Origin of the sequence: Alishewanella sp. BS5-314, assembly GCF_025377695.1 — a bacterium.
Lineage (GTDB): Bacteria > Pseudomonadota > Gammaproteobacteria > Enterobacterales > Alteromonadaceae > Alishewanella > Alishewanella aestuarii.
In genome coordinates, this window is record NZ_JACEHJ010000002.1 from 1,700,189 (window position 1) to 1,714,817 (window position 14,629).

Annotated in this window: 11 protein-coding genes and 1 other RNA gene; 6 read left to right on the top strand and 6 right to left on the bottom strand. The window is 50.7% G+C overall.

Annotated features, from left to right (window positions below; genetic code table 11):
* Window positions 1-133: 133 nt before the first annotated feature.
* The 3 genes from H1D31_RS12310 to H1D31_RS12320 all read right to left on the bottom strand — a co-directional run bounded on the left by H1D31_RS12310 (window position 134) and on the right by H1D31_RS12320 (window position 5,819).
* Complete coding sequence (locus H1D31_RS12310) at window positions 134-2,089, bottom strand: alpha/beta hydrolase family protein (RefSeq protein ID WP_261259169.1); 1,956 nt, start codon at window positions 2,087-2,089, stop codon at window positions 134-136.
* A 79-nt stretch (window positions 2,090-2,168) separates the two neighbouring features.
* On the bottom strand, window positions 2,169-3,125 hold the full coding sequence (locus tag H1D31_RS12315; protein WP_261259170.1) for a class I SAM-dependent methyltransferase: 957 nt from the start codon (window positions 3,123-3,125) through the stop codon (window positions 2,169-2,171).
* 69 nt (window positions 3,126-3,194) lie between these two features.
* A complete protein-coding gene (locus H1D31_RS12320) occupies window positions 3,195-5,819 on the bottom strand; it encodes a TonB-dependent receptor plug domain-containing protein (protein WP_261259171.1) in 2,625 nt (874 codons plus the stop codon).
* Between the two features lie 484 nt (window positions 5,820-6,303).
* Here H1D31_RS12320 and dinG point away from each other — a divergent pair, with 484 nt between their 5' ends.
* Genes dinG through H1D31_RS12340 form a run of 4 tightly spaced genes read left to right on the top strand, consistent with a single transcriptional unit; the run spans window position 6,304 to window position 10,687 of the window.
* Complete coding sequence (gene dinG / locus H1D31_RS12325; protein ID WP_261259172.1) at window positions 6,304-8,364, top strand: ATP-dependent DNA helicase DinG; 2,061 nt, start codon at window positions 6,304-6,306, stop codon at window positions 8,362-8,364.
* Between the two features lie 33 nt (window positions 8,365-8,397).
* The gene (locus H1D31_RS12330; RefSeq protein WP_261259173.1) at window positions 8,398-9,186 is read left to right on the top strand and encodes a sulfite exporter TauE/SafE family protein; all 789 of its coding nucleotides are present in this window, start codon (window positions 8,398-8,400) and stop codon (window positions 9,184-9,186) included.
* Entirely contained in the window at window positions 9,183-9,749 is a 567-nt protein-coding gene (locus H1D31_RS12335) for a primosomal replication protein (protein ID WP_261259174.1), read from the top strand. The genes H1D31_RS12330 and H1D31_RS12335 overlap by 4 nt, the downstream gene beginning before the upstream one ends.
* Window positions 9,749-10,687 carry a histone deacetylase gene (locus H1D31_RS12340; RefSeq protein WP_261259175.1) on the top strand — a complete coding sequence of 313 codons (939 nt, stop codon included), beginning with the start codon at window positions 9,749-9,751 and terminating at the stop codon, window positions 10,685-10,687. The genes H1D31_RS12335 and H1D31_RS12340 overlap by 1 nt, the downstream gene beginning before the upstream one ends.
* On the opposite strand, the gene H1D31_RS12345 is transcribed toward H1D31_RS12340, so the two are convergent.
* A complete protein-coding gene (locus tag H1D31_RS12345; protein WP_008951409.1) occupies window positions 10,658-11,755 on the bottom strand; it encodes a tryptophan 2,3-dioxygenase family protein in 1,098 nt (365 codons plus the stop codon). The two genes, H1D31_RS12340 and H1D31_RS12345, sit on opposite strands and share 30 nt — an antisense overlap.
* Before the next feature lie 123 nt (window positions 11,756-11,878).
* On the opposite strand from H1D31_RS12345, the gene H1D31_RS12350 reads away from it, so the two are divergent.
* The gene (locus H1D31_RS12350) at window positions 11,879-12,139 is read left to right on the top strand and encodes a late competence development ComFB family protein (RefSeq protein WP_008607418.1); all 261 of its coding nucleotides are present in this window, start codon (window positions 11,879-11,881) and stop codon (window positions 12,137-12,139) included.
* A gap of 40 nt (window positions 12,140-12,179) precedes the next feature.
* Here H1D31_RS12350 and ffs read toward each other — a convergent pair.
* Both ffs and H1D31_RS12360 read right to left on the bottom strand, forming a co-directional pair.
* An RNA gene (gene ffs, locus H1D31_RS12355) (signal recognition particle sRNA small type) lies at window positions 12,180-12,276 on the bottom strand.
* A 140-nt stretch (window positions 12,277-12,416) separates the two neighbouring features.
* On the bottom strand, window positions 12,417-13,265 hold the full coding sequence (locus H1D31_RS12360) for a DUF3014 domain-containing protein (protein ID WP_261259177.1): 849 nt from the start codon (window positions 13,263-13,265) through the stop codon (window positions 12,417-12,419).
* A gap of 137 nt (window positions 13,266-13,402) precedes the next feature.
* On the opposite strand from H1D31_RS12360, the gene H1D31_RS12365 reads away from it, so the two are divergent.
* A complete protein-coding gene (locus H1D31_RS12365; RefSeq protein ID WP_261259178.1) occupies window positions 13,403-14,569 on the top strand; it encodes a patatin-like phospholipase family protein in 1,167 nt (388 codons plus the stop codon).
* Window positions 14,570-14,629 lie beyond the last annotated feature (60 nt).

Genomic DNA, 14,629 nt, shown 5'->3' on the forward strand with positions numbered 1-14,629 from the left:
GGGTCAAGCCTAAACCGAAGTTATTAGTCGCAAAGCTGAAACTTTTTTTCTAATTAAGGGTCAGGCTTAAATTTAGACAGGTAAGCGGCGTTAAAAACGCCGCAACACCAAAATAGCAGAAATGTCAAGCTAATTATTCAGCAGCTTGCTCAGCGGCCGCAGGCACACTCAAATGTTGATTAAAAAACGCCAACATGGTGTCGTATAGCTCTACCCGGTTTGCGAGCTGATAGAAGCCATGACCATCCTCTTTCACCAACCACTGATAAGGCTTACCAGCCTGATCCAGCGCGCGGCGCAAATTATTGGCATGTACTATCGGCACCCGCACATCCTTGGAACCATGCACAATTAACAGCGGCACCTGAATTTTATCTACATGATGCACCGGGGAAATACTCTGTAAATACTCCTGTCCTTCACCAACATGAGAGCGCAGATACTGGCCGATATTGCGGCTACGACTGGCGTCCGAACCGTCACCTTTGAAAAACAGCGGCATATCATAGACGCCCACATAACCGACTGCGCAGCGATACAACTCTGGATCCTTAATCACACCCCATACTGCGGCATAGCCACCATAGCTGCCACCATAGATACAAATTCGTCTCGGATCAGCAATGCCCTGTGCTACCGCCCAGCGTACGGCATCGGCTAAATCATCCTGCATTGCCCGGCCCCATTGCAAACGACCGGCACGCTGAAAGTCGTCACCATAGCCACCTGAACCGCGAAAGTTTACCTGCAGGGTGGCATAGCCATGATGCGCAAAAAACTGTGCTTCAGCATTAAAACCCCAGCTATCGTAAGGGCCATAAGGACCACCATGCACATTTAAAATTAGTGGCAGCTTCTTATCTTTGCCTTGCGGTAAGGTCAGGTAACCATGCAAAGTTAAGCCATCTCTGGCGGCCAGTGATACTGGTTGCATTGCTACCAGTTGCTCCGCTTTTAGGTTGGGTTTAACTGATGCCAGGTAACGCGCCTGCTTTTTTTGCAGATCGTAGAGATAGAATTCGCCCGGGTTGCGGTCTGCGCTAACATGAAACAGCGCCAGCTGCCCCTTGCGGTCAAAAGAGGTAATAGTTACTTTTTGGCCGGCAAAAGCATTCTTTAATCCTGCCAGTAATAAGGCGCCGGGGTGCGAGGCGGTAATAAATTCATGTTCGGCAATACCAGCGACATAATCAACCGCCAGTAACTCGCCATCATGAGCCAGTGAACGGCCATTGATATCGGCATAATCATGGCGCGCCACTAACTCCAGTTGCCGCTCATTAAAGTGATAGGCGAATAAGCCGTGACGATCGCCCTCTGCTATATCGAAATTAGAAATAAAGTACGCAATGGTATTATCAGCGTTAAAGCCTAGTGGTTGCACTATCGGATTCAGCCGCTTTGCCGGCAGCTCCAGACGTTGCCATTGCCCCTGCTGTTTGATATGCAATACCGTTTTATTGTCATCAAACTCTTTGCCTTCGATAAACTCCACGCCCATCCGCAACACACCACTGTTATCAGCCATCAAGCTGGCGACGACGCCGGGGGGTTGGTCATCTAAAAAGCGCTCAGTACCACGGTTAATATCCAGCGTAAAAGCGCGCATACCGCTTTTTTCCGCCCAATGGTATTTGCCAATCAGGATCCGGTCAGCTTGCTCAGGTAATAAATGCAGAATGTTATAGGTGGATAATTCGGTTTTAAAAATCAGATTACGGCGACTGCCATCGGCATTGGCGGCATATAGATCGACTGCCGTGCCTTGCATCGTCACCAGATTGCCGGTGATTTCCGCCACCTCCATCAGAATACGCTCGTTATTGGCCCAGTGAAAATTCAGCACATGCTTATTGTCACCAAAGGTAAAGCTGCTTCTGACTTGCATATTAGCGAGTTGCATCACCGCCAACCGGACTTCAGAACCTTCTTCATAGCTGAAGGCTACCTGTCTGCCATCAGGCGACAATTTCATATTGCGCACTTTGGCATGTTCAAAAAAATGACTGGTTGGAATAGTGGCGCTATGGCTGGTGGGTACAAACAACAGCGACATCAGCGCTAAAAACATTAATCTGACTAGATACACCTTAGTTACTCCGTTAACGCGAAAAAAACAGCATCACTATAGCATGAAATTTTCAGTTTAGTTACATTTAGCCCGAGCGTTAGCAAGCAAAACTGGTTAGGCTGAGGCCAAAGAGCTCTCTCTCGACCCTGAGTTCCTGCCAGGAAGTTTGCCAGCCCAGCTGTTGCATTAACTGATCTATTAACTGCCGACGAAGCGGTGTAATACAAGCGGCTTGTTGATCGGCCAGTCGTTGCCGGTAGTAGTTCAGTTGTTGTCTGAGTAGCAAAAATTGTTGGTTGTTTTCTGCTTTAGGCTGGAACAATAGTGCCGCAAAGGGTGCAAACAGATACTGAAACCAGTCCAGCTCCGCCACAGAGAGTTGCTGCTGATATTGCTTAACCTGCGTTAATAGCTGACGGTTAGCCTGTATAAACCCGGCGTTATGCTCTGGTAGCTGCTGCTGAGCATATAGGTGAGTGACCAATTGCAATAGCTGTTGGATCCGGTCAAGGATACCGTTGCCAGCATTAAGTGCTGTCATCACCGATAACGCCAACGCACTGTCTTTTGCCAGAGCTGTCTCGTGGCTATGCATGATCGCTACCAAGCGGCCACCAGGCTTTAATACCCGCACCGCTTCGGCCAGGCTAAGCTCTAACTTACTGTATTCCAGTGCAAACTGACTGACTAATAAATCCATACTTTTTCTGGCAAAAGGTAACTGTTCCATCGCTATCTGTGGGTAAAAGCGGATTGTTGCTGCCAACTCTGCATAACGGGGTTGCTGGGCCAAACCTGCTTGTGGCCGGATTGCCGCCGCATCCAGCGCCAGAATACGCCATTCTTTCTGCTGTAACAGCCTCTGCTCGGCGAGCAACAGCGCCAGAGCACCATTACCAGTGCCCAGATCAGCAATCAAAGCGTCATTAGGCAAATCTGCCAACTGCGTCTGCCAAAAATGCGCCAGCTCCCCCTGATAACCTGTTGCCGCTTCGCCCTCAGCAAAACTGTTCAGACTAGTGGTTGCTTGCCAGTATGCTGTCCAGTGTTCCATTGTTACTCCTGTTTTGCACAGATAAAAAAAGGCGGGCTATGCCCGCCTTTTTAACTTAGGGTTACAACCTTAGAAAGACTGGCTGTAACGTACGTAGGTTTGACGACCCCAACCATCATACAGGTCGAAGTTATAATCACGACCGTCGTATGGGCGCAGTGAAGGTAACTTCTCGAAAATGTTCAGAGCACCAACAGTGATCTTACCATCCCAAGGCAGGTTGTAGCTAACTTGCAGATCGTGCGTCACATAGGTACCCCAGTTACCATCACGTGGGGCGTTAGCTGAGTTCACACAACCGTTACGGTTAGCAGCACCACCTGGAGTCTGACCCAAACCACAGCGGAAGCTATTGCCGATCAGGTTCAGGTTGTAGGCCACATCGATGTCACCGAACACATACACGTTCTGTAAGGTTGCACGCATCTGCGGGAAGCCAGGATCTTTCACGAAATTACGGCCACCCTCGTCATAGTTACGAGTGTAGGCAATTTGCAGGTTCTGGTTCAGACGACCGAAAGCACCGAAGTCAAAGTTGGTGCGGGCGTTGAGGTCGATACCATCAGTGTTAACTTCACCCTCGTTACCATAACCGGCCAGAACTTCGCTGATAGAACCGTTCTGACGACGGGTAATACCGATACCAGCTGGCAGTGAATCACCGGCAGCTAAACGCTCCAGGATTGTAGAAGGACCGAAATAGGTGATCTTGTTGGTGATCTTAGTATTCCAGTAGTCAACTGAGAAGTTCAACCAGTCAGTTGGCTGATAAGCCAGACCCACAGTGTACTGGTCAGATTGCTCTGAGCTCAGGTTAGGGTTAGCACGGATAAAGGTGTCAACCTGAACCGGACAAGAACCTAATACAGCACAAGTCTGCGCATCGTTAACCGATACCGCAGAGAAGGTCGTCTTCTGCGTCAGGATTGGCAGCGTTGGAGCACGGAAACCCTGGCCCCAAGATGCACGCATTACCAGACCGTCCATTGGCTCAAAACGGAAAGACACTTTTGGTGCGAAGTCATTACCGTAATCTGAGTATTTGTCGTAACGGCCAGCTAACGACATTTCCAGGTTATCCAGAATTGGTACCAGCGTTTCGAAGAAGGCTGATTTCACGCTACGGTCACCACCAGCTGAGTTACCGGCTGAACCACCAATCTGGCCAGCTTCTGACAGCGAGTCATACTGATCCTGATAGTCTTCTTTACGGTATTCGGCACCCAGAACACCCTGAACCATACCGGCGCCAACTTCGAACATATCGAAAGAACCGCTGATATAGGCTTCGTCCTGGTTAAAGAATGAAATACGAGAAATAGTGGCTTTCATCGCATTCAGCACATCTTCGTCGTTCGCACTTGGACGCTGTAAGTCATAGATACCGCGTTCGATATAATCCCAGGCGGTAGAACGTACGATATAGTTGTAGCCGATATCATAGGTCTTGCTGCGGTTACGACGTACACCGAAGTCAAGATCTACATTGCCTAACATACCTTGAGCACCAACCAGGAAGTCAGAACCTTCGTTATTTACGTAACCATCACGGTTACCTAAGGCGGCGTAACGGTGGTAAATTTCGATTTCACGTGGTGCGCCGATTGCCGGGTTAAATGGCACGGCATTCGGGTTAGCCGGGTTGTAGAACCAGGCGTTCGGGTTGGTTGGGTTGTTTACGCTGGTCGCAGATACTGGTGCCCAGTCCGGAGCCGGAGCATAACGACCGAAAGAAGCAGACTTGGTTGCAGATGCATTCATATACACTTGCCAGTCGTCAGTCACCTGATGACGGGCTTTAACGAACATAGATTCGTTGCGGGTAGAAGCTTCGTTAGCGTTAGTGGCGTTGAAGTTGTACTGACAACGTGGCTCGCCAGAGATTGTCGTAGCGATAAAGTTTTCTTCAGAACAGCCACCTGGAATAGCAGAGAAGTTACCGGTAAAGTCTGCGTTGATCCAGTTGTTACCATAAACAGAGCTGCCTGGTACTACCCACGGGTAATCGCGTTCAAATACGATGTCGCGTTTGTTCCAAGACACACCACCAATCAGGCTGGTTTTGGCATTAGATGAACCAAATACTACTGAACCGCTTTCAGTGTCGCCACCTTCTTTCGGAACAGAAGCTTCACCCATGCTGACGTTAAACTCAACGCCGTTAAAGTCTTTACGGGTAATGATGTTAACTACACCACCCATTGCATCAGAACCGTACATCGCAGATGCACCGTCTGACAGAATTTCAATCCGCTCTACCGCACCGATAGGAATAGAGTTCAAATCCTGGCTATCACCAGTTGAAGGTGATTTTGGCAGACGACGGCCGTCGACCAGCACCAGAGTACGGTCAGAGCCTAAACCACGCAGGTTGATTGAAGCGGTGCCTTGGGCAGAGCTACCTGATTGTGGACGGAAAGAACCGGTTGAGTTGAAGGTAGTGCCGCGCAGTAAGTCTGATACCGACAGCTGACCAGACATATCGATCATTTCACGATCGATAACCGTTACTGGTAACGCACCTTCCAGGTCCGTACGTTTGATACGTGAACCTGTTACTTCAATCCGCTCAACTTTAGCGGCTTCTTCTTCCTGCTGTGCGTCTTGTGCAACAGCAGTACCGGCGAACGCTGAAGCGGCACCGAAAGCGATGGCTAAGCGCACAGCCTTGCTTAATTTATTATTCGAGTACATGTATTTCTCCCTGGACCACATTGAGTGATTCTGTTTTTCAGTTACTGGATTTAAGACGGGGTTATTTCTTATTAACTGAAACTGACCCCGAGTAACGCGTCCTGATAATAAACGCAATTTTTCCGCAGGGTCAACCGCTTTTACGGAACAATTTGCATAAATACTGGTCATCACAGAGCGAAAGCTATCCGCAGCGGCAGCCATAAAAGATCGGAAGTTTTACAAGAAGCTAGCATTTCGCGTAAATTCAGCGGCAATTTACCGAAAACCTGACCGCAACCAGCCCCAAACCGCATAAAAAACCAGCAACACTGCCGAATGCCTGATTTTAAATGTAAACTATTTCTTACTATAAAAAACTGCTCTTACCACCGAGCAATTGCTCATTTTCTCATCATGCGCACGGCAAAGTGACAATAACTGACGACTAGTCACTGCGGCCAAAGCAGGGTAAACTTGGCAAAACTGTAAAGATATACAGCCTATGCTTAGTGAGCAACTGAAACAGCAAATCCGGCTTTGCCATCAAAATTTACGCCAACACTTACCGGGTTACCGGGCACGCCCCGCGCAAAATAAGCTAATTGCCGAGATCAGCAAAATTATTGCCGGCGACTACCACCGGCAACAACGTTTAGGTTTAATTGAAGCCGGTACCGGCACCGGTAAATCTCTGGCCTATATTTTGGGTAGCCTACCCTATGCGCTGGCCCATAACAAAAAGCTGGTCATTGCCACCGCGACAGTGGCACTGCAGGAACAGCTGGTGAATAAGGATTTGCCGTTTTTTCTGACACACAGCAGCCTGCAGTTTAACTTTACCCTGGTTAAAGGCCGCCAGCGCTATGCCTGTATTGAACGCTTACAGCAATTAATTGAGCAACCCACCTTATTTGCCGATGCCGATTTTTGCCCGGATGCGGCCCAGCAGGCCTTGTTACAACGGCTGCTTAGTGACTGGCAACACCGTCGCTGGTTGGGCGATCGCGATACGCTAACCGAAGCAGTGCCGGATTCACTGTGGCAACAGTTACAGGCCGATGCCCATATCTGTCATAAGCAACAACGGCAACATCTGCAGTGTCCCTTTCATCTGGCCCGCGCAGAAATTGCTGATTCAGACGTGCTGGTGGTAAATCATAGCCTGCTGTTGTCCGATCTGCTGGCAGGTAATGCGGTGTTACCGGCAGCGGAAGACTGCATCTATGTGATAGACGAAGCCCATCATCTGGCTGATTGCGGCCGGGACTTACTCAGCGCCAGCGCCCAGTTAAGCCAGCAACAAGCCTGGCTGGAGAAGGCCCGCAAGCAACTGCAGGTGCTGCAAGGGCTGTTGACCGAGCGTAGCTTAAAAGACCTGTTAAAGTTAGATGACTTACTCAGTGACTTTGCCGCTGCGCTTAAACCTGTTGAACGCAGTTTAAAAGACTTTTTACCGCAGTGGTTTAATCAAGCTGAGCAAACAGAGTACCGCTTTCCGCATGCGGCCCTACCGCGGCTATGGCAGCAACAGGCCGAACCCTTGGCAGAAACCAGCAATAAAGCCTTAACGACCACAGAGCGGCTACTTAACGAATTACAACAACAACTGACCGAGCAACCGAAATTGCTGCGCAGCCAACCGCAGCTGATCCATGAACTGGCCAGCCTGCGCTTAAGGCTCGAGCAACAACAACAACTGTGGCAACTGCTGGCGCAACCACAAAAAGACATTGCCAGCCAGGCACGCTGGCTAAGCCGCACCAGTGCGCAGAGCCCGCTGTATTTACATGCCTGCCCGCTGAGTGTCAGTTACAAGCTACAACAGTTATTATTTCAGCCGGCCTTTGCCGTGGTGCTCTGCTCAGCCACACTCAGGCTACTGAACAGCTTTGAACATGCCAAACGCGAGCTGGGCTTACTGGACTTCGACGCACTGCAGTGTTTACAGGTCGACTCGCCCTTTGCCTATGCCGAGCAAGCGGAAATTATTTTACCTCCTACCCGCTGTGAGCCGACCGATCCAACCTTTAGCCAGGAGCTAATCCGTTTATTACCAGGTTATCTGGATCACCCCGCTGGCACACTGGTGCTGTTTGCCTCTTACTGGCAGATGCAGGAAGTCGCCAGTGCGCTGCGTAGCAGCGGTTTTTCGATACTGGTACAGGGGGAAGCCTCACGACAGGCCCTGTTGCAGCTGCATCAGGAAAAGGTACAGGCCGGTGGCAGCAGTATTTTATTCGGCACCCAAAGCTTTGCCGAAGGTCTGGATCTGCCGGGCAAGTTGCTGACTAACCTGATTATCACCAAGCTGCCGTTTGCGGTGCCGACCTCGCCGCTGGAGGCAGCCCAAAGCGAGGCGATTAGCGCCCGCGGCGGCAATGCGTTTTTACAACAGAGTTTACCGGCAACTGCGAAGAAACTGGTACAAGCTTGTGGTAGACTGCTGCGACAAGAGCAGGATCACGGTCGTATCGTGATCCTGGACCGGCGGCTGGTGACTAAAAGCTATGGCAAGGCTATGCTGGATACGCTGCCGCCGTTTCGCCGAACCATTCAATACTGACTGTTGCAGCAGTAAACCTAACAGGACCTGGCCTTGCTTGTGGATCTGAATCTGACCTTTGAACTCTTATTACTGCTCTGTGGTGTCGCCTTTATCGCCGGCTATATTGATGCCATTGCCGGTGGCGGTGGTTTATTGACGGTACCAGCCCTGCTGACGGCCGGTTTACCGCCGCATGTGGTACTGGGCACTAACAAACTGGCGGCAACCTTTGGCTCCTTTACCGCCTCCTTAACCTATTATCGTAAGCAGCTATTTAACCCACATTACTGGCGCAACAGTTTAGTCTTTACCGCCATCGGTGCCCTGCTCGGCACACTGGTGGTCGATCAACTCAGTACCGCGCTGTTAGAAAAGATCCTGCCGTTACTGATCCTGTTTGCCGCCATCTATACCCTGTTTAACCGGATGCAGCCGGATGACCGCCTGACACTACCCAAACCCGGGCCAAAACTGTACTGGCAACAACGGGCACAGGGCCTGACGCTGGGTTTTTATGATGGCGTCGCCGGCCCCGGCGCCGGTGCGTTCTGGATGGTGTCGACTATGGCGCTATATAAAATTAATCTGCTGCTAACCAGTGGCGTCGCCCGTACCATGAACTTTGTCAGTAACGGTTTTTCGCTGGCGGCCTTTATCGTGCTGGGACATGTGCATTTTACCCTCGGTATTGCCATGGGGCTGTGTCTGATGCTGGGGGCTTATCTGGGCGCTCACTCGGCGATCCGCTTTGGCAGCAAGTTTATCCGGCCGGTATTTATCTGCGTGGTGATCGCCATAGCGGTGCGTCTGGCCTGGCAAGCCTGGAGTAACGGCGGATGAGCACCTTATCAAAGGCGCAGCTGGCCCGGCTGGCGCAGCAGCTACAGCAGCTGTGGCAACAGGCCAGTGAGTTAGATCGGCAACCGGCAGCAGGTAAACCTCAACACTGGTTTGATTCCGCCTTGTTTAGCGTGCACTCGCCTTACCTGGCTGATTATGTGGCACAAAGCCAGCGTCATCTGGCGCATTTAACTGAACAAGGGCAGCAGTTATCGGCCGCCGCCAGACAGCGGCTAACCGAACGCTTGCAACAACAAATTGAGGCGCTGCTACGCGCCTTTGTGAATAGTCCGGTGCGGCAAAAACATGCTAAAACCCTAAAGCAGCGCAGTAAAGCCGTGGTACAGCAACTAAGCGCCAGCAGCCAACAACTGTATCAGCAATTATCCGACTATCAGCAATTTGAAAGCCGGTTACAGGATATGCTGCGCCTGGCGGCACAAGATCAGAGTCAGGAAGGCACTACTAAGCAATTACAGCTACAGGCCCGCCTCGGCCGTTGCCGGCGCGCCATCGATGAAGTGGAGCAGCAGATCCAGCAACTGGAAAGCGGGAAAAGCTAATGTCTGCCCAGCTACCGCCATTGATCTACCACCCTTGCTACAGTGAACTAACGCTACCAGCAAACCATCGTTATCCGATTGGCAAATACCGCACCCTATATCAGCGACTGCTCGCGCTGGGCGTGCCGCAGCGCGCGTTTTATCTGCCACAAGCTATTAAAGCGCAAGCGCTAGAGCTTTTACATGAGCCGGCCTATGTCAACGCCCTGTGTCACGGCACCCTTGATGCCAGGGCAATGCGCCGGATTGGCTTTCCGTGGTCGCCAGAGCTGATTACACGTTCACTGACCTCGCTGGGTGGCACCTTACTTTGCGCTGAGCTGGCATTGGAGCAGGGTTTGGCACTACATTTAAGCGGCGGCTATCACCATGCCTTTTATGCTGAGGGCAGTGGCTTTTGCTTATTTAATGATTTGGCCTTTGCTGCCCTTAGCATACAACAGCGCGGCATCGGGCCGATTCTGATATTTGATTGTGATGTACATCAGGGCGATGGCAGCGCAGCACTGTTTGCCGATAACAGCGGCATTATTACCGCGTCACTGCACTGTGAAAAGAATTTCCCGGCGCGCAAACAACGCTCAGACTGGGATATCGGCCTGGAGCGGGACTGCACCGATAAGACTTATCTAGAAGCCGTAAGCCAGAGCCTGGATACCTTACTGCGTTGGTATCAACCGGAGCTAGTGCTCTATGATGCCGGCGTCGATATTCACCGCCAGGATGACCTGGGCCTGCTAAATATCAGCACCGCCGGAGTATTGGCACGCGATACGCTGGTATTGCAACGTTGTCATGACGCCGGTATTCCGGTCGCCGCAGTGATAGGTGGCGGCTATCAACGCGATCTGCAGGCGCTGACTCAGGTGCACCTGCAGTTGTTTAAAGCCGCCTTTGCCGTTCAGGGCTCAGCGCTGTGGCGCGAAATAGAAACCTAGCTGGCGTTTAATACTCAGCGGTAATTCCGGCAACGCCGACTTGGGCAATAAAAAGGTAGCCATGGTAAAGAGATCGGTAAAGATCCGGTTTTTCTCCGTGGTACGCTTTAGGTAGTCATGGCCGGAAGAACCACCGGTGCCAATTTTACTGCCCAGCATGCGCTGCACCATCATCGCATGCTTATAACGCCAGATGGTCAGCTGTTCATCAATTTCCGTTAAGCAAGTCAATAACTGAAACGGCAGGTTAAACAACGGCTCTTCCTGATAGAGTTTAATAAATAGTGCCGACAGCATGGCCTTTTGGCTGAGCCGAAAACTGCCCTCTTGCTGTAACTGCTGATATTTATCGGCATCCAGTAAGGCGGCAAACTTTTCCCGGGTGCGGCCGATCTCGGCCAGTTGCAGTTGCCGTTCAGATTCTGCAATTTGCTCAATCTGCTCAACGATAGCCTGGTCCTGCTGCAGCATCTGCTCAGTAGCCTGTTGATACATCTGCCAGAAGCTGAAATCATCAAACTGCAAAAACGGCATCCGCTCCAGCCATTTTTCAATCCGCTCAAACAGACTTGGCGCTTGTTCCAGCTGCTGTAAAAACTCCCGGTCTGCCTGTTTTAGGCGGCTATAGAAGGAGTTCTTATCAAAATCGATGCGATACTCGCTTTTTAAACCCAGGCCAATTTCCAGCATCTTAAACTGAATGCTCTGGAAGCCCGAGGCCGGCACCAAATAATCGCGAAACGCCATAAAATCCTGCGGTGTCATGGTTTCCAGTACCGCAATTTGTTGATTCAGTAATTGTTGAATACTGATAATACGCTTTAGTTTATGCACTATGCCGGTCAGTTGCTGATCTTTGACTTCTGCCTCAGCAAATACTGCCATCACAGCCTTTAACTCATGCAGAATCTGCTTAAACCAGAGTTCATACACCTGATGCACAATAATAAACAGGGTTTCGTCATGTGCTTCCTGGCCATAACGGGCACTTTCCGGCGCCTGAGCAGTCAGGATTTTATCCAGCTGCAGATAATCGCCGTAATAACAGGGGGTGGTATTTTTTTGCATTTTTATGTTACCTGATGACCTTGACCGCGGCATTGTAACAAGGCCCTGACCTAACACAATCTTTCTGTGGCGTTTTGCCGGCAAGCTGATTATGCTTAAACAACATTATGACCGGAGTTAGCTATGAAACTCGATGATGATATTCACAACTATTATGAAAAACTGGTGCTGGACCATATTGTGGAATTAGGCCTGGAGCAAGACAAGGACGCCGAATATCTGGCCGATCTTTGTTGTATCAGTTTAAATCTGCTGCCACCGCGTTATATTCGCTTTGAAGTGGATATGGCGTTTTATCTGCCGCAAAGTGAACGCTTTGAAATGATGATGCGGGTAAAAGAAGCGGTAAAGCGGGCCAGAGAATTTTTAGATCATCAACCCTAGAAGTGACAACCTGGTATACAGTGGGCTGTTTGGGTGGCAGCCCCACCAGCCACATCCCGGCACATACATCATAAACTATGGCTGCTTCCTTCCGGACCTGACCAGGTTCGCCTACTAGTATTGCGAGAGGACCAATGGAGCTACCATTGAACTGTCGTGATGACAGGCGCGCATTATCCGCAAATGGTCGAGGCAATGCAAGGGCTGTTACACTTAAGCTGAGGGCCTTGCTCAGAAAAGCAGCAAGGCCTACTCTGCTCACAGTATACTGCCGCAACTAATTGCCCAGCGCCTGCTGATAAGTGCGTAATAAGGCTTTAAAGCGCTGCTGTTGCTGCGGCGATAGGCGCAGCACCTGTTTTTGTGCTTCCGGCAGCTTTTCCAGTGCCGGATCAGCATAGGTAAACATCACCGAAGGCCGGCTTAACTCAGCGCCGGGTTTGACCTCAGGCGTGCTTAATAAAACGCTAATTGCCTGCCGTAAGCGCTGATCAAAGGTCAGATCAGGGTACCCTAACTCGGCGAACGCCTCGTCCAATAACGGCTGATAGCGACGTTTTAACGCCAGGATTTGCCGGGCCGGCACGCTTTCCAATAGCTGAAGGTAAGGCTCATAGCGTAAGGTGTTATCCGCAGCAGTAACATAACGATCATCGCCGAGTTGCTGCACCTTGTAACCATCGGCGGGTTTTGCCAATACCGGGTGGCCGGCGACCAAACGCCCCTGCGCCACATTGTCCACCGTCACCACAAAATTACGGATCATCTCTTCGCGATTAAATAGGCCTGCTAAACCGGCTTTCCAGTTCAGTGCCAGTAGCGCCTGGCCAAGCTCGGTATCCGATTCGTCCAGCAGTGGTAAAGGTGCAGGCGGCGTCTGCTCCGGCTGTACACTTTCGGGTTCATCCGTAACCGCGGGTCCTGCTTCTGGCTCAGTGAGAGTAACGGGCTGCTCAGGCAGAGGAGTAGCTTCAACGATTTCAGGTAGAATCACCGGCGGCAAGGGCGCTGGCTCCGTTACCGGTGAGCTGTCGCGAAATAACAGCCAGACCGCAAGCACTATTACCAGTGCTACCGCAGCCAGACCTGCATAGTAAAAGGATTGCGCAGTCGCTTGTTTTGTCATAACGGTTACCCGCAGGTTGAGAAAATTGTTGGCAATAGCAAAGTCGCAATTGCAATATCTTGCTAAATCAGCGATATATTAAACCAAGAACACCGGAGCGTAAAAAAGTTCCTTCGCGTTTATCATTAAAGGCCTTTATGTCAGACGCCAAAGTGTCAACCGAGAGTAAAACGGCATTGTTGCTTACCGGCGGCGGAGCCAGAGCCGCTTATCAGGTAGGGGTATTAAAAGCCATTGCCAGCGCCTACCCGCGCAGTAGCCCGCTACCCTTTAAAATATTGTGTGGCACCTCAGCCGGTGCCCTTAATGTTGCGGGCCTGGGTTGTTACGCCTCCTGCTTTCATCTCGGCGTAAAGAAAATTGAGTCCGTCTGGCGTAACTTCCATACTCAGCAGGTTTATTATGCGGATTACTGGCACCTGCTGTTGCATCAGGCCCGCAATTTATACAGTGCTTTCCAGGCCGACTATGCCAATAAAAAGCCGGTTAGTTTACTGGACAACCGGCCGTTAAAGCAGTTATTGCATCGGATCCTGGATCTGCCAAGAATTGATCGTAATATTATGCGCGGGCATTTATCGAGCTTGGCCGTAACAGCTTCCTGCTATAACAACGGCGACTCCATCACTTTTTTTCAATCCGATCGCGCCACCGACTGGCGGCGGGCGAAAAGATGTGGCCAGCGCACGCTGTTGGGGATCCATCATCTGATGGCCTCGGCAGCGATACCGCTGATTTTTCCTTCGGTGCGGATCCATCAGCAATATTTTGGCGATGGCTCGGTAAATCAACTGGCGCCGCTCAGTGCCCCGATCCACTTAGGTGCTGACAAAATTCTGATTATCGGGGTCGATGATCCGCGCCCTACTGAACCGGCAGATCGGCACTTACACCATCCGGATCTGGCTACTATTGCCGGTCATCTGCTGGATACCGTATTTACCGATACCCTGAATTCCGATATTGAGCGGATGCAAAGGATCAATAAAACAGTTGAACTGCTGCAACAGCACCAGATTGCAACTGAGCTCAAGCCGGTGCAGAGTTTACTGCTAAACCCAAGCCAAAACTTTAATCAGCTGGCCAGTGAGTATTTCCTTTGTCTGCCGATGGCAATCCGTACCCTGTTACGGGCCTGTGGTATCAGACAGCATTCAGATTCCAGTATGGTCAGTTATCTGCTGTTTGAACAGAAATACACCAGGCGTCTGATTGAACTCGGCTATCAGGACGGCCTGCAGCAACTTGACCAAATTTTGCCGTTTTTAGCCGCGCCAGGGACTTTAGCAGCGGCAAAAACTTGACGCTCACTGCCGACGAGCCTTTAAAAAAGTTTAATATCAATAACTTAAAATAATGGTCTA